Genomic DNA, 23,515 nt, shown 5'->3' with positions numbered 1-23,515 from the left:
TGATAACAACGGGGTTAGCTGTAATCTGCGACCAGTTGACCCATACGAGTGGCGGAGCCTTCTTGTAAAGAGCCTTCCCACTCAATGCTGTCTTTCGGGAAGCAAAGAATAACGGTAGAGCCCAATTTGAAACGGCCAAGCTCATCGCCTTTATTGAGGTGAATCGCTTTTTCTCCCTCGCTTGGATAAGTCCAAGTGGTCAGCTTGCCTCTCGGTGGCGTTACTAGCCCTGCCCATACTGTTTCGATGCTGGCAACGATCATCGCTCCCACAAGCACCACCGCCATTGGACCGAACTCGGTATCAAAGATACAAGAGACACGTTCGTTACGTGCGAACAGGTTATCTACATTGTTAACAGTTGCTGGGTTTACTGAGAACAGTTTGCCTGGAATGTAAGTCATCGAGCGTAAGGTGCCAGTGAATGGCATGTGTACTCGATGATAATCTTTAGGCGAAAGGTAGATGGTTGAGAATTTACCTTGTTGGAATTCGTCTTCTAAGGCCGCATCGCCACCCAGTAATTCTTTTAGGCCAAAATCATGGCCTTTGGCCTGAAAAATACGGCCTGATTCAATATCGCCCAGTTGGCTTACCGCACCATCGGCAGGGCATGCGACGGTTTTATCGCCTTCAACAATGGTTCGGGCACCTGGCTTAAGGGCGCGGGTGAAGAAATCGTTAAAGTTTGCGTAGCTCGCAGGGTCTGGATTGGCCGCTTCCGACATATCGATACCGTATTGCTTAATAAAGGTATTGATAAATGGTGTTTTGATGGATTTAGCTTGAGATTCTGCGACTAAACGGGTCAAACGGGACAAGGCATGCTGTGGCATGATGTGCTGCGAAAGCGCAAATAAACGATCTTTCATTATGTAATTCACTTACTGTATTTGTGGGTCAGTATTTATCGTTGGTCCGTGCTTGATGATGATCGAAAGCAATGACTAAATAATGACGATGGTGTATTTCTTGTGCAGCGTGCCAATCAATATCGGTATTGACGATTCTGAGCAAGCTGCACTCAATGCTAATTAATCTTGTTCAACCGGGGTGTCAGGATCGTTGCCCCATTCGGACCAGGAGCCATCATACGCTTTATTATTTGTGTAGCCTAATGATTTGGCGACCAAATAGGTTAAGCCTGAACGACGATGGGTTTGGCAGTGCGAGATAATGGTTTTATCTTGAGTAATACCTTTGGCTGTCAGTAATTTCTTCAATTCGTCCTGAGGGCGCAAGCGGTTGGCGTTGTTTTTGTCCAGCGTGTCGGTCCACTCCAGATGCGTTGCATTCGGAATGTGGCCACCACGCGCTGCTAGAACTTTGGTGCCAGTGTATTCATCGCGTGAGCGTGCATCCCAAATGATGTGTGAGTCTGGGATGTCCGATAAGTTCTCTAGGATGAATTCTTTGGTAGCTCTTACTTCAGGGTGGACAAATTTCGCTTCGTAATCGGATGGTAAGATGTTCGGTGATTCATTACTGAGATCAAATTTCCCTGCCATCCAGGCATCTCTGCCGCCGTTTAAGAAAGAGCTTTGTGTATGGCCGAGTAGGTCGAGAGTCCAGATGAATCGACCTGCCCAAGGTCCGCCTTCATGATCGTAAACCACAACATGAGCGTCTTCTTCTAGACCAATGTCGGACATTAGCTGAGACAGTTGTTCAAGTTCAGGTAGGCGTCCGGGTGCTGGTGGCTGTGCGCACGTGAGTCGCTTGTGATCGACATAAATAGCACCAGGGATATGTCCCAGGTTGAATAATTCCTCAGTGGATAGATCCAGAATAATTAGCTTGTCTGAGATTTCGGGTTGCTGTAATGCTTGGTTGAGCTCTTCCACTTCCAGAATCAGTGGAAGCAGTGGTTTTGCAGTGGCCACGATGTTCAATCCATTAGTAAGTTGCTTTAAGTCGTCTTGTATTCTATCGAAAAACAGCCGTTAGAAAAGAGCTCAAGAGATAAACTTAGGTTGAGATTTGCTGGCTTTTTTTCAGTGTTGCTTTGCGGTCAGAGAAGTGTTCGACGCAATGACCTAATGCACGACAAAGGATTTTGAAGTATTTATAGTCTTCTTCTGTCAATTCTGAGCCTCGTTCTCCCGAATCGGCATAAATGATCACGACAGGTTTATTCTTGGCAAAAATCGATTGTATAAAAAAGTGATGAGATTGGGATGCGTTGACCAGTGCCGTTGGAATGGCGTTCCTCATTTTTGGAAAGTTGGATTGATTAATCCAGGTGCCTAATGGTTTCTGAGCAAGTTTTTGGAAAAGGCTTGGCTTGGTCAGATCAATCACTAAATCGGCCAGCTTAGGGCTGTCCATCATGCCTGACGTGTAATAGGTAACCAGCTTTGTGCATGAGCTGTTTATGAGTGCAGCGGATGAGCGCTCAAGGCCTAACCCGTATTTAATGCATTGCACCGCGGCGTTCATAAGTTCATGAATATCTTGAAAGCGCTCGGGATGTTTCAGCATGTTTGAAGTCAGTTCACTGAGCATCTGAAGGTTACGTTTGTCCTTAATCTTAGCGATATGGTTTGTTGCTAAGCCTGCCATTGTTTCAGGTTTTTGCTTGGGCGTACTGTCTTCTGATGCCTGACTATTTTTGGGGTCAGACGTTTGTTCCTGTGTTGCAACTGAAGCTTGGGCTGCTTTTGGTTTGTGAGGAATCTCATCGGTTGCCCAGCTTGGTTTGCTGACACGTGTGATATCCGAAGGGATCTGAAGCAGATGTTTCGCTGGTAATAAAATGTACGGAATTGGATGTTCTCGGGAAACTTTAATGGCAGCATCTCGAACATGGTGATAAGCCGTTTGATAATCCAATGCCATATAAGCACCATAAATAGAAATGGCTCGTTCAAAGTTTCTACCATGCCAGTTTTTATAGCTCTCTAGAGCAATGAAATTTCCTAAGAACGTAGGGAAAGTCGGGGTGTTGATCAGCAGCTTTATATCCCTGTTGACGTTGGCTGGAATACCGGACGTTTCCGGGCATGCCCTACTGATTTCAACTAATTGGCGTCGACTTGGTTTCAGCCCTTCGATCATGCTGGCTTGAGTGAAAGTAGGCAGTTGCCATAAGTTACCGAGGAATTGGCTGATATCCAGGATGGTACAGCCTAGCACTTTCTTTTGGGCTTGTTCCATTGGCATACGTTCTTCAAACGTCAGGTATTGAACGATTCGCATCTCATGGGGGGCCGCCGACCACATTAACCAAAAGCCGGTACCAGCAAAGAGCGTAGACCAATACAGTTTTTCTCTGGGTAGCAGAGGCTTAGCTTCTGCCATAGCATCGGCTTGGGCTGCGGCGTGAAGGCTATTGCACAGTGATTGTAAGTATTCCCGATGAGCAATGTTTCTTGGATTGAGTTTCAGTGTTGGCAGTTTTTTCATGATGGTACGAACTTTGTCCATACCCAGCATACTGATGGCGTGATCCGGTGAATGAATCTCTGTATTCGGGTTTTTATTCTGCTGATTCGCAAACTTGATGAGATAAAGGCAGGCAATCGGGTCTCGATGAATCAGCGCAGACAATTTGCTGAAAGCGAGATCTGACTGCTTAAGCGCAGTAATCAATTGTGCGCTAGTATTGGGTAGCAGCGGTAGGGCTTGATCTTTAATGAGATTAGCCCAGCCTTCGGCAGAATTGGGACGTTTACTTATTTCCATGGAGTCATCGTGGCCTAATTAATCATGGTAATTATCGGCAGAAGTTATAAAACCTTTTACTTAGGGATCCTCTGAAGCGTATTAGGATGGCTAAAAAACTCTTTATTTACAATCATTCTACAGACGTGTTTTATAGTAGCTTATAAAATTTATCTAATATTTATAGATTGCTGGTCGATAAGAAAAAACTAACGGTATTTGTTTGTTAAACAAGAAAATATCTGGATGTATTTAGAATCCTTGGTCCCTGTTTTAGCCATTGGTATCAAGGATCTAAAAGAGTTTCTAATTAATGGTTACATGGAGTTTCGATGCTCGTACTGCTAGGTTGGCTTATTGTAATTGGCTCTGTCGGGGGTGGTTTTGTTCTCGCTGGTGGTGAGCTTTATGCACTTTGGCACCCGCATGAAATCCTGATCATCGGCGGTGGTGCGGCAGGTGCCTTTGTTGTAGCAAATACCGGTTATACAGCCAGAGCCGCATTAGTGTGGTTGGGGCGATTAATGATGCCGTCCAAGGTAAATCAGAGTTACTACATGGATGTGTTAAGCCTACTTTTTGATCTCTTCGCCAAAAGTCGTCGTGAAGGCATGATGTCTATTGAAGCGGATTATGAAGAACCGACCAAAAGTCCTATCTTCTCTAAATACCCCTCTATCTTAATTAATCAGCAAATGACCATGTTTATTTGCGATTATTTGCGACTCGTTACCTCCGGTAATATGGCTTCTCATGAATTAGATAATCTGATGGATATTGAAATGGATGCATTGCGCCATGAGAGAGAAGCGCCCGCAGTGGGTTTGGCTCGAGTTGCTGATGCGTTACCTGGTTTCGGTATTGTGGCCGCAGTAATGGGGATCGTTCTGAGTATGGCTGCGATTGCTGAACCACCGGAAGTGCTTGGTGGTAAAGTGGCGGCGGCTTTGGTGGGTACCTTTACTGGTATCCTATTGGCTTACGGAATCATTGGGCCGGCGAGTAACGCCATTGAAAACAGAGTCCATCAAGAGATGGATGTGTATCAGTGTATTAAGGCCTGTATTGTCGCGTCTCAAAATGGCATGCCTCCTCAGTTAGCCGTTGAGTTTGGACGTAAGACCATTCCAACGCATTATCGTCCATCGTTTGCCGAGTTAGATAAGAGAGTCAGAAACCGTTAATGGGATTTGAACTTCTTCAGTCTCGTCTCTCAATGTTTGCATAGGTAGTTTAGTGGAAGAGTTTCAACCCATAATCGTTAAAAAGTCGGTCAAGAAACACGATCACCATGGTGGTTCGTGGAAGGTCGCTTTTGCCGATTTTGCGGTGGCGATGATGGCGTTTTTCTTTTTGCTGTGGATTTTGAACAGCACTAACGAAACTCAGAAAAAGGCCATTGAAGGGTATTTCAAAGACCCTGCCGGAGTGAGTGAAAGTGGTGGTAGTCGCTATGTGATTGATCTGGGCGGTAGCCCTCAGACGTTAGATGCGAACAATGAAACTCGAGGCTATGACAGTGATTACATCGACCCTCAAGGGGTGATGTCGGCGGCAGATATTGAAACGCTTGCAGAAAAGATTGAGCGTGAACGCCTTAAAGATTTGATGCAAGAGTTGTCCAAAAAGATTGAAGAGAGTGAGACGCTCAGGCCATTTAAGAACCAATTGGTGTTGGATATCACTAAGGAAGGTTTAAGAATTCAGGTGATTGATCAAACCAAGCGGCCGATGTTTGATCCGGGTGGTGCTCGATTAAAATACTACACTCGAGATATTTTGTTGGAATTGGGGGCGTTTTTGTCTCAAGTGCCTAATAAAATTAAATTGACCGGGCATACAGACTCGGCTAAATACGCCGATGATGATGACTTCGGCAACTGGGAGTTATCGTCGGATCGGGCTAATGCAGCGCGACGCACTTTGGTTGAAGGGGGGATGCCAGGAGCTAAAGTCGCTGAGGTTGTGGGGCTGGCGGATACGGTGTTGTTTGATGATAAGCGTCCGTTTGATCCGGTAAACCGTCGGATTGCCATGATTGTGTTGAATAAGAAAGCGGCCGACCAGATTCGGACTAATGCGGGAGGCGCTGCTCAGGAAAAGGATCAGACTAAGGTTATTGAACCGGTAAGGCCTCGTTCCCAACCGTTTACAAAGTCCGAAATGCAGCAGGCCACAAAACAGATCTCAGACGATCTGGGAAATATTGAACCGGATGACTTACCTTCTCCTGATCGTTTTAAAGAGGCGGAAGATAACGAGCAAATCTGGAACTTGGATGATTTTTAAGTTCCTAGCTTAATTTCCCTAATTACTCTTCCAGCGAATCAATAATCCGCCACAAACTGTTATAGCGCTCTTCTGATATCGCGCCTGTTTCAAACGCGTCCCGAATAGCGCATTGAGGTTCTGCCTGATGATTGCAGTTGCGGAACTTACAATTGCCCAGAAACGGATGCAATTCTTTGAAACCGGCAAGTATTGTGTCTTTGTCCAGATTGGTCAGTGACAGTTCTCGGATTCCTGGGGAGTCAATGAGATCACCACCTGTTGGGAAATGGTATAAGCGTGCTGTAGTCGTGGTGTGCTTTCCTTTGCGCGACGCCTCTGAAAGTTCTCCGGTTTGAATGTCGCTGCCTGGCAGTAGGGTATTGATCAGAGATGATTTTCCTACGCCTGACTGACCGACAAAGACGCTGGTTTTGTCTTTCAAACTGCTATGAAGTAGATCCAGTCCATGCTCACTTTTGCTTGAAGCAGTGATGACTTTATAACCCAGGTCTGTGTATAACTGATTTAGGTGCTCTAAGCGTTCTTTGTAGGGGCTGTCATTGAATAGATCGGCTTTGTTGATTACCAAAATCGGTTCGATGCCCCAATATTCAGCGGCAATAAAATAGCGATCGACCAACCCTTGATGAGGTTCTGGCTCTGGCGCGATGACCACCATCATTTGATCGATGTTGGCCGCAATCAGCTTCATTTCCCCACGGAAGCCAGGACGGGAAAGTTGGTTTTGGCGTTCTTGAACGGCAACGATGACACCGAGATCATCTTGACCTTCGCGCCAGACCACAAGATCGCCGGTTACGATGTCACCCAGATTGCTGCGCTTATGGCAGCGAGTAATCTGCGCATTCTCGGCATCGTAAGGGTAGGCTTCTACATCTACTTGAACCCCAAAGTGTGATACCACTCGACCCGTTTGTTCGGCTCCTAAGTCGTTATCGGAAAGGGCGGCGTCCGCTTTTGCATCTCTTTGCTCAGCTCGTTTGGCGCGTTCATCTTGAATCTTCTTGATGCGCCAGGCTTGCTGACGAGTAAGCTTACGTTTGGCCATTAAATAGAAACCCTGTGGTCTTGATGTTCGTAGAATTATGCGAAAATATCTGGTCGTAATTGTGTAAATCGCCTGAGAGTGGGCAGGATTGCTATCCGCTTCACAAAAGTCAAATGAATTTCAGGCTCGTCTATCTTGATTCTAGTTGCTAGAATTGTAAATCAGATTGAATTAACAGGTAATTTTGGGATGGCAGACAAAAGCAATTTGGTTTGGATTGATATGGAAATGACAGGATTAGACCCGGATACGGATCATATCCTTGAGATTGCTACCATAGTTACCGATTCTGATTTAAACGTTATCGCAGAAGGGCCTGTCATTGCAGTTCATCAGTCGGATGAGATTCTAGATGCAATGGATGAGTGGTGTACTCGTACGCATGGTGAGAGTGGCCTGACGGATCGTGTCAAGAAGAGCAAAATATCCGTCGAAGAGGCTGAGCGTCAAACCCTGGAGTTTTTGGAGCAGTACGTCAATGAAGGCGATTCGCCGCTGTGTGGCAACAGTGTCGGGCAGGATCGTCGCTTTATGTATCGCTACATGCCAAAACTGGAATCCTACCTTCATTATCGAATAGTCGATGTCAGTACTCTAAAAGAGCTGGCTAAACGTTGGAATCCTGGCTCATTGGACGGCTTTAATAAAGCCGGGACTCACAAGGCGTTGGATGATATTCGCGAGTCTATTGCTGAGCTTCAGCATTACCGTAAGACGTTTTTGAACATTGCCTGATCTCTGCTGAGTTAGGCTCTTTTAAGCCTCTTGCTTGTAACTTCGTAATCTTAAACTCCACTGTTTTTAAACTCTATTGTTTTTAAACCCCATTGTTCTTAAACCCCACTGTGCTTGCTAAATGATTCGATTCATTTTTTGAGATTGTTGCTCAATCGCCCATTGAATATGGGCGGCAACCATTTCTGAGGCTGCAGGTAGTTGCTTGGTTAATAATTTAATAATCTCGGTGCTGGCCGGGGCATTTCCTAATGCAATGGCAATGTTTCGTTGCCATTTTTCATAGCCTGCTCGTCGAATTGGGGAGCCTTCGGTATTTTTCAAAAACTCTGCTTCTGTCCATTGGAATAGCTCGAGTAAGGAAATATCGTCCAGTTGATGGCGGGGTGAGAAATCTTGCTCATCTGACTCTTGAGTAAACTTATTCCAAGGGCATACCATCTGACAGTCGTCGCAGCCATAAATGCGATTTCCCATCAAAGGGCGTAGGCTTTCATCAATAACGCCATCGTATTCAATCGTAAGGTATGAGATGCACTTTCTCGCATCCAAAATGTGCGGCGCTACAAAGGCATTGGTTGGGCAGAGGTCGAGGCATGACGTGCAGCTACCGCAGTGCATGCTTTCTTGTGGTGGGTCGACGGGTAACGGCAGGTTGGTAAATAGCTCGCCTAAAAAGAAGTAAGACCCTGCTTTGGCATTAATTAACATGGTGTTTTTGCCAATCCAGCCCATGCCGGCATTTTCGGCGATACCGCGTTCTAATACGGGCGCGCTGTCGACAAACGCTCGAAAACCATGATGCTCGGCCAGTTCAGAAATATCTTTGCCTAGCTGCGTAAGACGCTTACGCATGAGTTTATGATAATCGCGCCCCAAGGCGTAACGTGACACATAGGCTTTATTGGTATCTTCAAGAATCTCAAGTGCCTGATGCTGGTTTTGCATGTAGTCGAGACGAACACTGATGACTCTGAGAGTGCCTTCGTGAAGCTGCTCCGGGTGCGCTCGTAATTCCCGATGATTTTCCATCCACGCCATTTCGCCGTGTAGCTTTTGGTCGAGCCAGCTTTTCAGACGTTCGGAATGCTGAGAAACGTCGGTGGAGGTTATGCGAACATCCTGAAAACCGAGCTTCGCTCCGAGGTCTTTGATTTGTTGAGCTAACTCTTTGCTCGAAATTGAGAATTGAAGGCTATCTGAGGACATCTGACCAGTGAAAAATCTGCTCATCTTGAGTAGACTGTGTATTTTGCACCAATTTAATCAAGAACGATAGAGAGCATAATAGAGCCCGTATGTTATTTAGTCGATATTTAGATGACGAACAGCAAACCCTGATGTTGGCTGGCCAATTTGCCACAGTGATTAAGGGACGAGGTGTGGTGTATTTGCACGGGCATTTGGGTGCAGGAAAAACTACATTTTGTCGAGGTGTGTTGTCGGCCTATGGACATCAAGGTGCGGTGAAGAGTCCGACTTATACCCTAGTAGAACCTTATAAGATCGGTAGCTATCAGGTTTATCATTTTGATTTGTATCGTCTCGCAGATCCTGAAGAGTTGGAATATATGGGGATTCGAGATTACTTTGATGAGGATGGTCTCTGTTTGGTTGAATGGCCATCTCAAGGAGAAGGTGTTTTGCCTATGCCCGATCTTCATGTGCGATTACAGGCCGATGAGGGTGGTCGGTTTTTGGAAATTGAATCCTGTACCGACTATGGTCGAACGGTGCTGAATGAATTAGAACATTTCCTAAGTGAAGCAAAAGGTTAAGCGTGGCACGTAGGATTAAGGAATTTATGCTGTTACCAGGACGTATTCTAATAACGTTGTGCTTGATGTCTTTGGTTTGCTCGACGGCCTTCTCGGCGGAACAAGTGAAGAGTATCCGTGTTTGGAAGGCACCTGAGTACACGCGTATCGTATTTGATTTGACGGGGGCAATTGACCATCAGGTGTTCATGCTCAATAAGCCTGAGCGTTTGGTGTTGGATTTGTCTAATACTGTCACGCCAAAGTCGTTGTCCAAGCTCGATTTTTCCGGGAGTCCAGTGTCGGGTATCCGCCATGCTCGTCGTTCAAAGACAGATGTACGTTTTGTGCTCGATCTCAAAGAAGCGGTAAAACCTAAGAGTTTCTTGTTAAAGCCTAATGATCATTACGGCAATCGTTTGGTGGTGGATGTTTATCCTCTGAGTAAACAAGGCCAGCAAAGTGAAAGCATTCAAAGTGCTAAAACCGTGGTGGCTAACGGTAAGCGAAATGTGATCATCAGTATTGATGCCGGACACGGTGGGGAAGATCCCGGTGCTATTGGACCGGGTCGACTAATGGAAAAGAACGTCGTGCTTTCCATTGCTCGTGAGCTCAAAAGAGAAATTGATGCGATGAAGGGCTATCGTGCAGAGTTGACCCGATCGGGTGATTATTACGTCAGTCTGAGGGGGCGTACTCGTTTGGCGCGTAAGCAAAAGGCCGACTTGTTTGTGTCGATTCATGCGGATGCGTTCCATAAGAAATCTGCCCGAGGTGCATCGGTTTGGGCGTTGTCAGAACGCGGAGCTACCAGTGAAATGGGGCGTTGGTTGGCCCAGAAAGAGAATGATGCGGATTTAATTGGTGGTGTTGGTAATGTCTCTTTGGGTGATAAATCGGATGTATTGAAAGAAGTGTTGCTCGATTTATCCATGACCAGCAGTCTCAAGTCCAGTCTTGATGTTGGTAGTCTCGTATTAAGTGAAATGGGGCAAGTAGCCCGGTTGCATAAAAAGCATGTAGAGCAGGCTGGGTTTGTTGTGCTGAAGTCGCCTGATATTCCTTCAATTTTGGTTGAAACGGGGTTTATTTCAAATCCTACGGAAGCTAAAAACCTGGGGAGTCATAACTATCGTAAAAAGATTGCAAAGCGTTTGGCTCATGGCATCAAACGTTATTTCCAGGATAAGCCGCCTGTTGGGACATATTTGGCTTGGGTGAAAGCGGGTCGTCCTACAGCTCCTAAGGTTGTTCCCACTAGAGTTCATCGGGTAGAGAGTGCGAGTTCGACTCCGAAAGTGGCGTCCTCTGTATCCAGCTCTAAATCAGTGACTAAGTACAAAGTTCAACACGGTGATAGTTTGAGTCGAGTGGCTCGAAAATTCAGTGTTACGGTCAATGACCTAAAAGAAATTAATGGCCTGAAAAGCAGCATTATTCATGTTGGTCAGACGTTAAAAGTGCCTGCAAAACGTTCTTAAATTCATGTGTTTCTTATTGGAAGCTATAGCGTAAGTTTTCTTCATGTCTCGAATTCATTTACTTTCCCCAAGATTGTCGAATCAGATTGCCGCAGGTGAGGTGGTAGAACGTCCTGCATCCGTTGTAAAAGAGTTGTTGGAAAACAGTTTGGATGCTGGAGCGAAACGAGTTGATATAGATGTCGAGCAGGGCGGAGTGAAGCTTATTCGCATCCGTGATGACGGTAAAGGCATCGTTAAAGAGGACTTGGCGTTAGCGTTATCACGTCATGCGACCAGTAAGATTCTCGAATTAGATGACCTGGAGGCGGTTGGTACGTTAGGGTTTCGAGGGGAAGCGCTTGCCAGTATCAGTTCTGTTTCTCGGTTAACGTTAACATCCCGTCATGAAGAATGTGAACAGGGGTGGCAGGTGTCGGTTGAAGGGCAAGAAATGACGCCGACGGTTAAACCGGCGGCTCATAATATTGGCACAACGCTGGAAGTACGTGATCTTTTTTTCAATACCCCGGCGCGTCGCAAGTTTTTGCGTAAAGAAAAGACCGAGTTTGGTCATCTCGAAGAAGTGGTGAAACGCATTGCCTTGAGCCGCTTCGATATAGGTATTTCCCTCAAGCATAATCAGCGCATCATTCATAATTATCGTCCTGCCTCAACGGAACAGGAGCAGGCGCGTCGTGTGGCTTCAGTGTGTGGTCCGAACTTTATCCAAAATGCAGTTTCCGTTGATGTGGAAGTGGGTGATTTACGACTTTGGGGGTGGGTGGGTCTGCCTACGTTTTCGCGAAGTCAGTCCGATTTGCAGTATTTCTTTGTAAATGGGCGTGTCATTCGCGATAAATTGGTCGCACACGCGATTCGTCAGGCGTATCGCGATGTGCTTTATCATGGTCGTCATCCCGCGTTTGTGCTCTATTTGGAGCTGAATCCGGCAACAGTCGATGTCAATGTACATCCAACGAAACACGAAGTGCGTTTTCGTGATTCTCGAATGGTACATGATTTTCTATTTCGAAGCCTTCATCGTGCGTTGGCTGAAGTTACACCTGATATGCAAAAACCTACGGCCTCGACTGAATCGTTAGGTATGGCTCAAGGCGACGTTGCTTCAACAGGTGTGATGACCCAGGGTGGGATGTCGTCTCCTCAGGTTATGCCTGTTAGTGGGAAAGAAGCCGGTGTTTTTGCTGGTCAAAATAGCATGAGCTTTAATAGCGCGCCTTCATCGGGTGAGGTGAAGGAGCAAATGCAGGTTTATGGTGACCTGCATGCTGGGGCAGGCACGTCAGTTCCACAACCGTTTGTTTCTGGTAGCTACCAGGGGAATGGATTGGGTGTTTCCAGGCCAAGTCTGCCTGATTCAGATCAAGAGGTCCCGCCACTCGGGTTTGCGGTGGCTCAATTACATGGCATCTACATCCTTGCTCAAAACAAGGAAGGTATGGTGATAGTTGATATGCACGCTGCACATGAGCGAATCACCTATGAGCGTATGAAGTTGGCTTATCAGGAGCAAGGCATTCAAGCTCAACCATTACTTGTTCCGATCTCTTTAGCGGTAAGCACCAAAGAGGCGGATTGTGCTGAGCAAAATGAAGCGGTCTTTCAGTCTTTTGGTTTGTCTTTGGAGCGAATTGGTCCTGAAACATTAGTCATTCGACAAGTGCCTGTGTTGTTAAGAAATGCAAAAATTGATCAATTGGTTAGAGATGTATTGTCGGATGTGATTGAATACGGAATTAGTGATAGAATGGCCGCCCAAGCTAATGAGGTATTGGCGACTATGGCGTGTCATGGCGCTGTTCGGGCAAATAGACAGCTAACTATTCCTGAAATGAATGCGTTATTGCGTGATATGGAAGCTACTGAACGTAGTGGTCAATGTAACCACGGTCGACCTACTTGGACAAGTTTATCGATGTCAGAGCTGGATAAATTGTTCTTACGCGGACGATAGATAAAGGATCTGATTCGACCTAGGTCGAATGTGAAATTCAGTGAAACTCATTAGTATGTTTATTCAAACAAATATCGATTTAATGATCGATAGTGTGATAGGTGTTGTTTAATTGCAGTCTGTGGATAAATATCCTTCCATTTGGTTGATGGGGCCTACCGCAGCCGGCAAAACCGATTTGGCTGTAGAGCTGGTTCAGCAATGCAATTGTGAAATTATTAGCGTTGACTCAGCCTTGATTTATCGCGAAATGGACATAGGTACTGCTAAACCTGATGCAGATGTATTGTCCAAAGCACCTCATCGTTTGATTGATATTTGTGATCCTGCTGAAAGTTACTCAGCTGCAGAATTCAGAGCCGATGCTTTGAAGGCAATGGCTGAAATACGTGATGCAGGTAAAGTTCCTCTCTTAGTTGGTGGAACTATGATGTACTACAAGGTACTAAAAGAAGGTATCGCTAACCTTCCTGAAGCCGATGATGTGGTACGCCAGAAGTTATTGCAGGAAGCAGAAGTCCATGGTTGGCAGTATTTGCACGACCGATTAAGGCAGGTTGATCCTGTTTCCGCAGAAAGAATTCACCCTAATGATCCTCAGCGTTTACAGAGAGCTTTAGAGGTGTATGAGCTAACAGGGAAAACACTGACCGATCTGTGGGCCGAACAGAAAAGGGATGTACAGTGTAATTTTCCGTTTCGAACGCTAGACCTCGCTGTTGCGCCGAAAGAACGGAAACTTCTACATGAGCGAATTGAGAAAAGATTTCGACTTATGTTGGAACAAGGCTTCTTGGATGAGGTCAAAGCACTCCGAGAGCGTGGTGATTTGCATTTGAATATGCCGTCGATGCGCTCTGTTGGGTATCGTCAGGCGTGGCTCTATTTAGATGGTGAGTATGACTATGAAGAACTGGTCAATCGCGGTATCTATGCCACTCGGCAACTGGCAAAGCGACAAATTACCTGGCTTAGAAGTTGGCAAAATCTGCAATGGTTGGATTCGTTAGATCCAAACTTGATTACGTCAACCGTTCAGCAAGTTCAGGAATTTATTAAACAATAAAAGTAAATTTAGTATAGAAAGTTGTCATTTTTTTTAATTTGGTCTGAACTGTCTACAACGGTTGGTAAATAGTCACATACATTGAGCAGTCAGTACTTAATGGATTGAATGCAATAATTATTACAAACCTCTTAAGGAGAATTCGTAATGTCAAAAGGGCACTCTCTACAAGACCCTTATTTGAATGTACTTCGTAAAGAACGCATTCCTGTATCTATCTTTTTGGTGAACGGCATCAAACTGCAAGGACAAATTGAGTCGTTCGATCAGTTCGTAATTTTGCTAAAAAATACCGTAAGCCAAATGGTATATAAGCATGCAATTTCTACGATTGTTCCTTCTCGTAGCGTTCGTTTACCTCAGCAAGATGCTGTTGTGAAAGAAGGCGAAGAAGGTTAATACCTTTTTAGTTATTTACTCTGATAGTAAATAGTTATCTGCTCTCTACGGCTACATGGATTGTTTTCCAATAAAGAGCGTTTGATTAAGGCACTTAACTCAATGAAGTTATCCATTACTTTATTGAGAGTGCCTTTTTGTGTGTCTATTGGGAGGCAAATTGTTTTTTGAACGTCCTGAAGGCGGTGAGCTGGCCGTACTGGTTCACATAGACTTCTCCTCTGAACAAAACACTGAAGATGTTGATGAGTTTCAAGATCTTGTTTCTTCTGCGGGTGCTGAATCTGTTTGCTTGATTCGTGGTGCCAGAAATCAGCCAAGTCCTAAATATTTTGTAGGTACCGGAAAGCTCGATGAAATTCGACAGGCCGTAGAAATGCATGAGGCGGAAGTCGTTATCTTTAATCATGCGTTAGCGCCGGGTCAGGAAAAGAATCTGGAGCAGGTGCTTGAATGTCGAGTGCTTGATCGAACGACTCTTATCTTGGATATCTTTGCGCAGCGAGCTCGAACTCATGAAGGTAAGCTTCAGGTTGAGTTGGCGCAGCTTCAGCATATGTCGACTCGTTTGATTCGTGGTTGGACTCACCTTGAGCGTCAGAAAGGTGGGATCGGTTTGAGAGGGCCGGGTGAAACTCAGCTTGAATCGGATCGTCGTTTACTTCGTGAGCGAGTGAAGAATATTCAGAAGCGTCTTGAGAAAGTAAAGAAACAGCGTGATCAGGGGCGTCGAGCCAGACGTCGTTCGTCAACGCCAACTGTTTCAATTGTGGGATATACGAACGCCGGTAAATCTACCTTATTTAATGCATTAACTGATTCGGATGTCTACGCGGCGGACCAGTTGTTTGCTACCCTCGACCCAACGCTTAGAAAAATTACTCTTCCGAATTCGGGGCCGGTTGTGTTGGCTGATACTGTAGGTTTTATCCGGCATTTACCGCATAAGCTGGTGCAGGCCTTCCGAGCAACGCTTGAGGAAACCTGTGAGGCAGATCTTCTTCTGCATGTGACCGATGCCAGTGATGAACAGCGCTATGAAAACATCGAACAGGTTAATAATGTGTTAAAAGAAATTGGTGCACATGAAATACCTTGTTTGCATGTATTTAATAAGATTGACTGTTTGAGTAATACTGAACCGCGAGTTGAGTATGATGAAAAAGGTCGTCCAGCGCGGGTTTGGTTATCAGCTAAAGATCGACTTGGCTTTGATGGTTTATTAGAGTCGTTAGCAGATTTGCTTTCCGATGATGTGTATAAAGGTACGTGGGTACTGGAACATGTTCATTCGGCTGTGCGAGCGCGTCTCTATGAGCTAGATTTATTGGAACATGAAGAGTTTGATGATCAGGGGCGTTATGTGTTGGATGTACTTGGCCCTACGTCTGATCTTAAGCAGGTTTTAGCAAAATCAGGGATAGATCCTGACTTATACTTACCCAAGCCTGAAAAGGAAGATTGGGAGTAAATAGAAGATTTATCTACATTTTTGGAGTGCAATTGGATACACTTTTGCGCAGATTTTGGAATTTACAAACCAGTATGGAGTATCAAGATGGCTTGGAATGAGCCGGGTGGTAATAACCAGGACCCTTGGGGTGGTCGTCGTGGAAATGATGGTCCGCCAGATTTGGATGAAGTGATAAAAAAAGCAATGGATAAAATGGGTGGCTTGTTTGGTGGTAAGCCGCCAGCAGGTGGTCGCTCAGGCAGTGGATTTGGACCTCTAGCAATTGTGATATTGATTGCATTGTTCATTGCTGCTGTATATGACTCGGTTAACATTATCGACCAAAGAGAGCAGGCGGTTGTTCTTCGTTTAGGTAAATACCACGAAACCTGGGGGCCAGGTTTGCAGTGGAAGATTCCGTTAGTGGATACCATTACCAAAGAGAATGTGACGAAAGTTCAGTCTAAATCATTTTCTAACAAGATGCTGACAGAAGATGAGAATATCGTCGAAGTGTCGATTTCTGTTCAGTACGTTATCAGTGACATTAAAAGCTATGTGCTGAATGTTAGAAGCCCTCAAAGCAGTTTAAGTCAAGCGGCGGAAAGTGCTTTAAGGCATGAAGTGGGTTCTTCCGAAATGCATTTCGTGCTTACCGAAGGTCGTGAAACCATTGCGTCTGAAGTACAGATTCGTATTCAGAGTTATTTGGATGCGTATGGCACAGGTCTTACTGTGAGTAAAGTGAATTTGGAGGGTGCACATGCGCCGGATGAAGTTCAAGATGCTTTCTTGGATGTAACCAAGGCACGTGAAGATGAAGTTCGTCTAAGAAACGAAGCGGAAACGTATGCAAATGGTATTATCCCAGAGGCGCGTGGTCAGGCCCAACGTCAATTAGAAGAAGCAAACGCTTATAAAGAGCAAGTGATTGCAAAAGCCATTGGTGAAACGTCTCGCTTTAATCAGTTGTTGGTTGAATATAAGCGCTCGCCTGACGTGACTCGTGAACGTCTTTATATTGATACGGTTCAAAGTGTATTGGCTTCAACACCGAAAGTTTTGGTGGATGTTGAAGGTGGTAATAACATGATGTATCTACCGTTGGATAAGATCGTTAATAAGCAGGTTAGTAACTCTGTTGCTCAGTCGAGTGGTCAAAATCTGACTGCATCTGATCTTGATAAGGTAACTCGTCAGGTGATTGATGAGATTCGTCAGCGTCAATCAAGCGTACGTCGCACCAGGGAGTTAAGATAATGTCATCTAGAAGTTTATTTGTTTCTATCTTTATTCTGCTGTCTTTAGTGGTTGCATCGAATGTACTGTATATCGTTAAAGAAACCGAGCGTGGCGTTTTACTTCGCTTTGGTGAGGTTGTTGACGCGAACTTGAAACCCGGTTTGCATGCCAAGGTGCCTTGGATGCACAAAGTTCGTAAGTTCGATGCGCGTGTTTTGACTTTGGACTACACCCCTCAGTCTTATTTAACACAAGATAAGAAGCCATTGATTGTGGATTCGTTTGTGAAATGGCGAATTAAGGATGTTTCCAAGTTCTATACGGCGACATCGGGTGATGAAGTTGCTGCATCTCGTCTATTGGCCTCTCGTGTAGATGACGGTTTGCGTAAGCAGTTTGCTCAGCGTACGGTTCATGAGGTAATTTCCGGTGAACGTGATGAGTTGATGGATGAGCTGACTGCCAAGCTGAATCAGGTGGTGTTGGCGGATATCGGTGTTGAACTACTGGATATTCGTGTGAAAGGCATTGAGCTTCCTGAGCGAGTAAACGAAGACGTATATAAACGTATGCGTTCAGAGCGTGAGCGTGAAGCTCGTGAGTATCGTTCACGTGGTCGTGAGCTGGCTGAAGGGATTCGTGCGGATGCAGATCGTCGTAAGACTATTATTGAAGCGAACGCCTATCGTGAAGCGGAGAAAATTCGTGGTGAGGGTGATGCGCAATCTGCCAGAATCTATGCGGAAGCTTTCAACAAAGATCCTGAGTTTTATTCTTTTGTGCGTAGTTTAAAAGCGTATCAAGAGACCTTCAGTGCTGATTCAGACGTGATGATTTTGGATTCTGACAGTGACTTCTTCAAATACTTAGGAGCACCGAAGGTAAAATAGACAAATGATCCCGTAATTTACTGGGGTTATTTATTTACTTCGTGTTATGATACCGCACCGGGTCTAAGACCCGGTTTTTTTGTGTTTATTAAAGCCTGATTTTTATGTCGGATGAATTTCTGCACAGTTTACTTGCTGGGTTTTGTTTGATGCTGGTATTTGAAGGGATCTTACCTTTTCTTGTACCGCAGCAATGGCGCGAGACAATCTCTCGCATTGCTCAAATGGATGATCAATCCATCAGGAAAATCGGGCTTTGCTCCATGATTACAGGCATTGTTCTTCTTTACATACTAGTCTGAATGTCTGTGGAAATGTCTTCTTTAGGATAGAAGTGAGAATCGGTGTATGACGATTGCGGATCGCTGGCTTTTGCCTGATGGAGTGGAAGATATTCTGCCTCCAAAAGCCGAACAAATTGAGACTTTGCGATCAAAACTATTGGATTTGTACAAGTCTTGGGGATATGACCAAGTAATGCCTCCGATGATGGAGTACCTTGAGTCCTTGCTCACAGGGGCAGGTCATGAACTGGATACCCAGACATTTAAGGTGACAGATCAATTGAATGGCCGAATGATGGGCATTCGTGCGGATATTACACCGCAAGTAGCGCGAATTGATGCGCATTCTTTGGCGCGTGAAGGTGTTTCACGGTTCTGCTACGCCGGTCAAGTTTTGCATACTAATCCTGCGCATACGATGGATACACGTAACCCAATACAGTTGGGTGCTGAGGTATATGGTCATGCGGGGATTGCCAGCGATTTCGAAGTGATATCACTGGTTTTAGAGTCTTTAAAACTGTCAAAGATTGAGTCTATTACTCTGGATCTTGGGCATGTAGGTGTTTTTCGCAGTTTAATGGAAAAAGCCGCTTTGGATTCCGATCAAGAAAAAGCGTTGTTTGATATTCTTCGACGTAAAGCCTTACCTGAACTTGAAAGCTTCATTCCTGAGCACTTTAAGAACCAGTCTCTGGGTGAAGCCGTCAGGCAACTTGCTTACGTTTGTGGTGGTGCGGAGATTCTGAACAATGTTCGTGAATTGGTTGCTCCGCTATCGGCAGATGCCGTAGAGGCCGTTGATACATTGAAACAGTTGGTCGGCCGCCTTCAATGCTGTTATCCAAAGGTTAATTTGTACATCGATTTTAGCGAATTGCGTGGTTACAACTATCATACCGGAGTTGTGTTTGCGGCGTACAAAACCGGTGGAAGCCAGCCGTTAGCCTCTGGTGGTCGTTATGATGAGACTGGAAAGGTCTTTGGTCGTGCACGTCCTGCAACTGGTTTTAGCTTGAACCTTCTGAAAGTAGCAGATGTGAGCTCTCAGTCGATTGACCAACAAAAGTTGGTGTTGGTACCGGATGAGGATTCAGAAGAGTTGGCAAAGGCGGTTGAGCAACTAAGAACTCAAGGACATCGTGTGGTGCGACAATTGACAGACTCTGATGCAGAGATCTGCGATGCAGTGTTAAGTCAGGTTGATGGTCAATGGACTGTGGTGGATCGTTGATCCACTGGATTCGAGAATTCTAGCCAGATTAAATCTGGTGAATTGTTTATAAACTAAGTGTTTAGCGTGGTCTAGAGAAAGAAACTATGGGCAAGAACGTCGTGGTTTTAGGCACCCAGTGGGGTGACGAAGGTAAAGGTAAGATCGTTGATTTGTTAACTGAGCAGACAGCTGCTGTTGTTCGTTATCAAGGTGGTCATAATGCGGGTCATACGTTGGTGGTTAACGGTGAGAAAACAGTTCTTCACTTGATTCCATCTGGTATCCTTCGTGAAAACGTTACCTGCATGATTGGTAATGGCGTTGTGTTGTCTCCAGAAGCGTTGCTGAAAGAGATTGCTAAGCTTGAAGAGCAAGGCGTGCCTGTTCGTGAGCGTTTGAAAATTAGTCCAGCGTGTCCATTGATTCTTCCTTATCACGTAGCACTTGATCAAGCGCGAGAAGTCGCTCGTGGCAAGCAAAAGATTGGTACGACTGGCCGTGGTATTGGTCCTGCGTACGAGGATAAAGTTGCTCGTCGTGGCCTGCGTCTTGGCGATCTTCTAAACAAAGATAAGTTTGCTGAAAAACTGAAAGAAGTATTGGAATATCATAACTTTGTATTGACCAACTACTTTAAAGCGGATGCCTTGGATTTCGATCAGGTGTTAGCTGAAGCTTTGGAAATGGGTGAACAATTGTCACCAATGGTCGCAGATGTAACGTGTTTGTTGCACGAGCTTCGTGAGCAAGGCGCTAATATCATGTTCGAAGGTGCGCAAGGTTCATTGCTGGATATCGACCATGGTACATACCCATTCGTAACGTCGTCTAATACGACTGCCGGTGGCACTGCAACCGGTAGTGGGTTTGGCCCGTTATACTTGGATTACATTCTAGGTATTACCAAGGCTTACACTACGCGTGTTGGTTCCGGTCCATTCCCGACGGAGTTGTTTGATGATGTAGGTGCTGGTCTGGCTGAACGTGGTCATGAGTTTGGTTCTACGACTGGTCGAGCTCGTCGTTGTGGTTGGTTTGATGCTGTTGCGTTGAAACATGCGATTCAAGTCAACAGTGTGTCAGGTATTTGTTTGACCAAACTTGATGTGCTTGATGGCATGGATGAAGTTAAAGTGTGTGTTGGTTATAAGAAAGCTGGTGCTGAGTGTACTACGCCAATGCATTCTGACGACTACGAAGGCTTGGAACCAGTCTATGAAAGTTTGCCAGGTTGGACTGAGTCAACGGTAGGTGCCAAATCTATGGATGACTTGCCTGCAAACGCTAAGGCATACATTGAGTATGTCGAAAAAGTAATCGGTGCGCCGATTGACATTATATCAACCGGCCCCGACCGAGCAGAAACGATTGTTAAGCGTGATCCATTCAACGCTTAAAAACGAAAAAGGGGCATTAGGCCCCTTTTTTAATGTAACGGAAAGTAGGTAAGCGGTTAATCATTCAGTGCTTGGATATATGTAATACACTGTCTGATATACACATGGAAATTGTTTGCTTAACTTTCAATATAGGATATGAATTTGAAAGACCCTTACAGTCAGCGAGAAGCTGATAAATATGAAAATCCCGTACCGAGTCGCGAGTTAATTACTTCGTTTTTGGAAGAAGCGAAGAAGGCGCTTACACATGCTCAACTGTGTGCGGCAATGCAACTCTTTGATGACGAGCGTATCGAGGCGATGCGGCGTCGTTTGATTGCGATGGCCAGAGATGGTCAATTGATTACGGATAAGCAGCAGAGATATAAACCAATTTCTGCTATCCCAACCATTGATGGTCGAGTCATAGGTCATCGTGATGGTTATGGCTTCGTGCAGCCACAAGATGGGTCGCCAGATCTTTATTTGCATGCACGAGAAATGAATAAGGTGTTTGACGGTGATGTAGTTCGTGCCATGGTGAGTGGCATTGACCATAAAGGACGCCGTGAGGCCAGGATTATTCAGGTGTTGGAACGTAAAACGCTCGAATTGGTTGGGCGCTATTACCCTGAAGGGCGTGGTGGCTTTGTTGTGCCGGACAGTCGTCGTATGTCTCAGGAGATTTTCATTCCAGAAGGCGCGGAGGGCGAAGCTAAGTCCGGGCAGTATGTTGTAGTGGAAATTGAGCGTCAGCCTTCCAGAAAAGAAAAAGCAGCAGGGCGAGTGTTAAAAGTCCTAGGTGATCACTTAGCTCCGGGAATGGAAATCGAAGTAGCGCTTCATACTTATGATGTGCCTCATCAGTGGCCTGAGACGTTATTGAGTGAGGTTGCTCACTTTACGGATCAGGTGGCGGAAAACGATAAGTTGCATCGAGTGGACTTGCGGAAGCTTCCACTGGTTACCATTGATGGTGAAGATGCAAAAGATTTCGATGATGCGGTTTATTGTGAAAAGAAAAAATCAGGTGGTTGGCGGTTAATTGTTGCCATTGCCGATGTTTCTAATTACGTAAAAATTAACACCGAGTTAGATAAGGAAGCACAGAACCGGGCAACTTCTGTCTATTTTCCAGGGCACGTAGTGCCTATGCTGCCTGAAGTGTTGTCGAATGGTTTGTGTTCGTTAAATCCGAATGTGGATCGTTTGGCGATGGTCTGCGAGATGAGCATCAGTGCTTCGGGTAAATTAACTCGCTATAAGTTTTACGAAGCGGTGATTCGGTCGCATGCGCGCTTAACATATAATCGTGTGGCCGCGCTTATTGAAAAGCCAAGATCAAAAGAGGCTCAGCATTTTAAGGCTGAGTTTCCTGAAATTGTTCCTTATGTACAAGAACTTTATGCCTTGTACCATCAGCTGGTCGCAAGACGTGAAGAGCGTGGAGCGATGGATTTTGATACGGTTGAAACTCGCATCGTGTTCTCTCCTGATCGTAAAATTGAAACGATCGTACCTGTTGTGCGTAACGATGCGCATCGTATCATTGAAGAGTGCATGCTTTGTGCGAATGTGGCTGCTGCACGCTTTTTAAGAAAGCATAATCTGGAAGGTTTGTATCGGGTTCATGAAGGACCGAAAGAGCAGAAACTAATCAACTTGAAAGAGTTTTTGTTTGAGCGGAGCTTGGTTCTGGAAGGTGGTATGAAGCCAACGCCAGGTGATTATCTGCAGTTGGCTCAGCAGATCGAGGGACGACCAGATAAGCATTTGATTCAGACCATGATGTTGCGATCATTGAGTCAGGCGGCTTATCAACCAGATAATCAGGGGCATTTCGGTTTGGCTTTCCCTGAATATACTCACTTCACATCGCCAATTCGTCGTTACCCGGATTTGCTAGTACACAGGGCGATTCGAAGTGTGATTCGTTCCGAACAGTCAGAGTACCATGAAAGTACAAATGTTCAGCGTGTTGATTCGGCGGCGCCTTTGCGCCGTGAAAGAATATATCCGTATGATATGGCATCTTTGTTGGCATTAGGCGAGCAATGCTCTATGGCTGAACGTCGAGCGGATGATGCGTCTCGTGATGTGATGGCTTTCCTTAAGTGTGAATACATGCAGGAGCATGTGGGGGAAGTGTTCCCAGGTGTGATTTCTGCGGTGACGGGCTTTGGTTTGTTTGTCGAACTAACCGATGTGTTCGTGGAAGGGCTCATTCATGTCAGCAACCTAACGAAAGAGTATTTTGAGTTCGATCAGGCTCGACACATGCTGATTGGTGAACGCTCAGGAACGGCTTATGCGTTGGGCGACAGTGTTGATGTTCGAATTGTCCGAGTGGATTTGGACGAGCGCAAGATTGATCTTGAGCTTGTGGATCATAAAAATTCCGTCAGAGTCAGGAAGTCCAAGAAGAAAGCTAACCTCAATGAATCCTTAGGGCCGAAGAAGAACGGTCGAGGCAAGGGTGGTCCGAAGCGGAGATCATCCAAAGCGTCTGATGCTTCTCCGAAAGCCAAAAAGCCGAAAAAGCACAGAAAGGGGTCTTCGACAAAAGCGAAGTCAAAGACTCAGAAGAAAAAGTAAGGCTGATCTGGGGTTAAAGATTAGTTAACAAGCAGTAAGTAATAACGTAGTTAAG

General features: G+C 45.4%; 20 protein-coding genes. 15 read left to right on the top strand and 5 right to left on the bottom strand.

Annotated features, from left to right (window positions below; genetic code table 11):
* Positions 1-14: 14 nt before the first annotated feature.
* The 3 genes from asd to ACFOEK_RS13025 all read right to left on the bottom strand — a co-directional run bounded on the left by asd (position 15) and on the right by ACFOEK_RS13025 (position 3,684).
* Positions 15-872: an archaetidylserine decarboxylase gene (gene asd, locus ACFOEK_RS13035; RefSeq protein ID WP_386721638.1), complete on the bottom strand. Its 858-nt coding sequence runs from the start codon at positions 870-872 to the stop codon at positions 15-17.
* Between the two features lie 162 nt (positions 873-1,034).
* On the bottom strand, positions 1,035-1,883 hold the full coding sequence (locus ACFOEK_RS13030) for a sulfurtransferase (RefSeq protein WP_386721636.1): 849 nt from the start codon (positions 1,881-1,883) through the stop codon (positions 1,035-1,037).
* Between the two features lie 85 nt (positions 1,884-1,968).
* On the bottom strand, positions 1,969-3,684 hold the full coding sequence (locus ACFOEK_RS13025; protein ID WP_386721634.1) for an HDOD domain-containing protein: 1,716 nt from the start codon (positions 3,682-3,684) through the stop codon (positions 1,969-1,971).
* A 311-nt stretch (positions 3,685-3,995) separates the two neighbouring features.
* On the opposite strand from ACFOEK_RS13025, the gene motA reads away from it, so the two are divergent.
* On the top strand, positions 3,996-4,847 hold the full coding sequence (gene motA, locus ACFOEK_RS13020; protein WP_386721632.1) for a flagellar motor stator protein MotA: 852 nt from the start codon (positions 3,996-3,998) through the stop codon (positions 4,845-4,847).
* 52 nt (positions 4,848-4,899) lie between these two features.
* Positions 4,900-5,952, top strand: a complete 1,053-nt coding sequence (motB, locus tag ACFOEK_RS13015) for a flagellar motor protein MotB (protein WP_386721630.1) — start codon at positions 4,900-4,902, stop codon at positions 5,950-5,952.
* Positions 5,953-5,974: 22 nt separating this feature from the next.
* On the opposite strand, the gene rsgA is transcribed toward motB, so the two are convergent.
* On the bottom strand, positions 5,975-7,003 hold the full coding sequence (gene rsgA, locus ACFOEK_RS13010) for a small ribosomal subunit biogenesis GTPase RsgA (RefSeq protein ID WP_386721628.1): 1,029 nt from the start codon (positions 7,001-7,003) through the stop codon (positions 5,975-5,977).
* A gap of 189 nt (positions 7,004-7,192) precedes the next feature.
* On the opposite strand from rsgA, the gene orn reads away from it, so the two are divergent.
* Positions 7,193-7,738, top strand: coding sequence for an oligoribonuclease (gene orn / locus ACFOEK_RS13005; RefSeq protein ID WP_386721626.1), 546 nt, complete (start codon positions 7,193-7,195; stop codon positions 7,736-7,738).
* Between the two features lie 117 nt (positions 7,739-7,855).
* On the opposite strand, the gene queG is transcribed toward orn, so the two are convergent.
* Positions 7,856-8,971 carry a tRNA epoxyqueuosine(34) reductase QueG gene (gene queG, locus ACFOEK_RS13000; RefSeq protein ID WP_386721624.1) on the bottom strand — a complete coding sequence of 372 codons (1,116 nt, stop codon included), beginning with the start codon at positions 8,969-8,971 and terminating at the stop codon, positions 7,856-7,858.
* 65 nt (positions 8,972-9,036) lie between these two features.
* Between queG and tsaE the strand changes: the two genes are divergently transcribed.
* From tsaE to rnr, 12 genes are all read left to right on the top strand, one after another.
* Positions 9,037-9,516, top strand: coding sequence for a tRNA (adenosine(37)-N6)-threonylcarbamoyltransferase complex ATPase subunit type 1 TsaE (gene tsaE / locus ACFOEK_RS12995; RefSeq protein WP_386721622.1), 480 nt, complete (start codon positions 9,037-9,039; stop codon positions 9,514-9,516).
* Positions 9,517-9,542: 26 nt separating this feature from the next.
* The gene (locus ACFOEK_RS12990; RefSeq protein ID WP_386721620.1) at positions 9,543-10,979 is read left to right on the top strand and encodes an N-acetylmuramoyl-L-alanine amidase; all 1,437 of its coding nucleotides are present in this window, start codon (positions 9,543-9,545) and stop codon (positions 10,977-10,979) included.
* Positions 10,980-11,022: 43 nt separating this feature from the next.
* Positions 11,023-12,936 carry a DNA mismatch repair endonuclease MutL gene (gene mutL / locus ACFOEK_RS12985; protein WP_386721618.1) on the top strand — a complete coding sequence of 638 codons (1,914 nt, stop codon included), beginning with the start codon at positions 11,023-11,025 and terminating at the stop codon, positions 12,934-12,936.
* Positions 12,937-13,084: 148 nt separating this feature from the next.
* Positions 13,085-14,002: a tRNA (adenosine(37)-N6)-dimethylallyltransferase MiaA gene (gene miaA / locus ACFOEK_RS12980; RefSeq protein WP_386721963.1), complete on the top strand. Its 918-nt coding sequence runs from the start codon at positions 13,085-13,087 to the stop codon at positions 14,000-14,002.
* A 147-nt stretch (positions 14,003-14,149) separates the two neighbouring features.
* Positions 14,150-14,401 carry an RNA chaperone Hfq gene (gene hfq, locus ACFOEK_RS12975; RefSeq protein ID WP_386721616.1) on the top strand — a complete coding sequence of 84 codons (252 nt, stop codon included), beginning with the start codon at positions 14,150-14,152 and terminating at the stop codon, positions 14,399-14,401.
* A 160-nt stretch (positions 14,402-14,561) separates the two neighbouring features.
* Complete coding sequence (gene hflX / locus ACFOEK_RS12970) at positions 14,562-15,872, top strand: ribosome rescue GTPase HflX (RefSeq protein WP_386721614.1); 1,311 nt, start codon at positions 14,562-14,564, stop codon at positions 15,870-15,872.
* Between the two features lie 87 nt (positions 15,873-15,959).
* On the top strand, positions 15,960-17,114 hold the full coding sequence (gene hflK / locus ACFOEK_RS12965) for an FtsH protease activity modulator HflK (protein WP_386721612.1): 1,155 nt from the start codon (positions 15,960-15,962) through the stop codon (positions 17,112-17,114).
* On the top strand, positions 17,114-17,986 hold the full coding sequence (hflC, locus tag ACFOEK_RS12960; RefSeq protein ID WP_386721610.1) for a protease modulator HflC: 873 nt from the start codon (positions 17,114-17,116) through the stop codon (positions 17,984-17,986). Before hflK ends, hflC begins: the two co-directional genes overlap by 1 nt.
* A gap of 104 nt (positions 17,987-18,090) precedes the next feature.
* Positions 18,091-18,288, top strand: coding sequence for a DUF2065 domain-containing protein (locus ACFOEK_RS12955; RefSeq protein WP_386721609.1), 198 nt, complete (start codon positions 18,091-18,093; stop codon positions 18,286-18,288).
* Positions 18,289-18,334: 46 nt separating this feature from the next.
* Positions 18,335-19,504 carry an ATP phosphoribosyltransferase regulatory subunit gene (locus tag ACFOEK_RS12950; RefSeq protein ID WP_386721607.1) on the top strand — a complete coding sequence of 390 codons (1,170 nt, stop codon included), beginning with the start codon at positions 18,335-18,337 and terminating at the stop codon, positions 19,502-19,504.
* An 86-nt stretch (positions 19,505-19,590) separates the two neighbouring features.
* Positions 19,591-20,883, top strand: a complete 1,293-nt coding sequence (locus tag ACFOEK_RS12945) for an adenylosuccinate synthase (RefSeq protein WP_386721605.1) — start codon at positions 19,591-19,593, stop codon at positions 20,881-20,883.
* Positions 20,884-21,027: 144 nt separating this feature from the next.
* On the top strand, positions 21,028-23,460 hold the full coding sequence (gene rnr, locus ACFOEK_RS12940; RefSeq protein ID WP_386721603.1) for a ribonuclease R: 2,433 nt from the start codon (positions 21,028-21,030) through the stop codon (positions 23,458-23,460).
* Positions 23,461-23,515: the final 55 nt, after the last annotated feature.

The organism is Litoribrevibacter euphylliae, assembly GCF_042646085.1.
In the GTDB taxonomy this organism is placed as follows: Bacteria; Pseudomonadota; Gammaproteobacteria; order Pseudomonadales; family Litoribrevibacteraceae; genus Litoribrevibacter; species Litoribrevibacter euphylliae.
Note: the sequence above shows the minus strand (reverse complement) of the source record. Positions and strands in the feature narration are given on the sequence as shown.

Bases quoted from the DNA above. Each gene is read 5' to 3' on its own strand.
- motA (WP_386721632.1), top strand. From the start codon at position 3,996: ATGCTCGTACTGCTAGGTTGGCTTATTGTAATTGGCTCTGTCGGGGGT.
- mutL (WP_386721618.1), top strand. From the start codon at position 11,023: ATGTCTCGAATTCATTTACTTTCCCCAAGATTGTCGAATCAGATTGCC.
- ACFOEK_RS12990 (WP_386721620.1), top strand. From the start codon at position 9,543: ATGCTGTTACCAGGACGTATTCTAATAACGTTGTGCTTGATGTCTTTG.
- miaA (WP_386721963.1), top strand. From the start codon at position 13,085: ATGGGGCCTACCGCAGCCGGCAAAACCGATTTGGCTGTAGAGCTGGTT.
- tsaE (WP_386721622.1), top strand. From the start codon at position 9,037: ATGTTATTTAGTCGATATTTAGATGACGAACAGCAAACCCTGATGTTG.
- hflK (WP_386721612.1), top strand. From the start codon at position 15,960: ATGGCTTGGAATGAGCCGGGTGGTAATAACCAGGACCCTTGGGGTGGT.
- ACFOEK_RS12945 (WP_386721605.1), top strand. From the start codon at position 19,591: ATGGGCAAGAACGTCGTGGTTTTAGGCACCCAGTGGGGTGACGAAGGT.
- hfq (WP_386721616.1), top strand. From the start codon at position 14,150: ATGTCAAAAGGGCACTCTCTACAAGACCCTTATTTGAATGTACTTCGT.
- ACFOEK_RS12955 (WP_386721609.1), top strand. From the start codon at position 18,091: ATGTCGGATGAATTTCTGCACAGTTTACTTGCTGGGTTTTGTTTGATG.
- orn (WP_386721626.1), top strand. From the start codon at position 7,193: ATGGCAGACAAAAGCAATTTGGTTTGGATTGATATGGAAATGACAGGA.
- rsgA (WP_386721628.1), bottom strand. From the start codon at position 7,003: ATGGCCAAACGTAAGCTTACTCGTCAGCAAGCCTGGCGCATCAAGAAG.
- queG (WP_386721624.1), bottom strand. From the start codon at position 8,971: ATGAGCAGATTTTTCACTGGTCAGATGTCCTCAGATAGCCTTCAATTC.
- hflC (WP_386721610.1), top strand. From the start codon at position 17,114: ATGTCATCTAGAAGTTTATTTGTTTCTATCTTTATTCTGCTGTCTTTA.
- asd (WP_386721638.1), bottom strand. From the start codon at position 872: ATGAAAGATCGTTTATTTGCGCTTTCGCAGCACATCATGCCACAGCAT.
- ACFOEK_RS12950 (WP_386721607.1), top strand. From the start codon at position 18,335: ATGACGATTGCGGATCGCTGGCTTTTGCCTGATGGAGTGGAAGATATT.
- ACFOEK_RS13025 (WP_386721634.1), bottom strand. From the start codon at position 3,684: ATGGAAATAAGTAAACGTCCCAATTCTGCCGAAGGCTGGGCTAATCTC.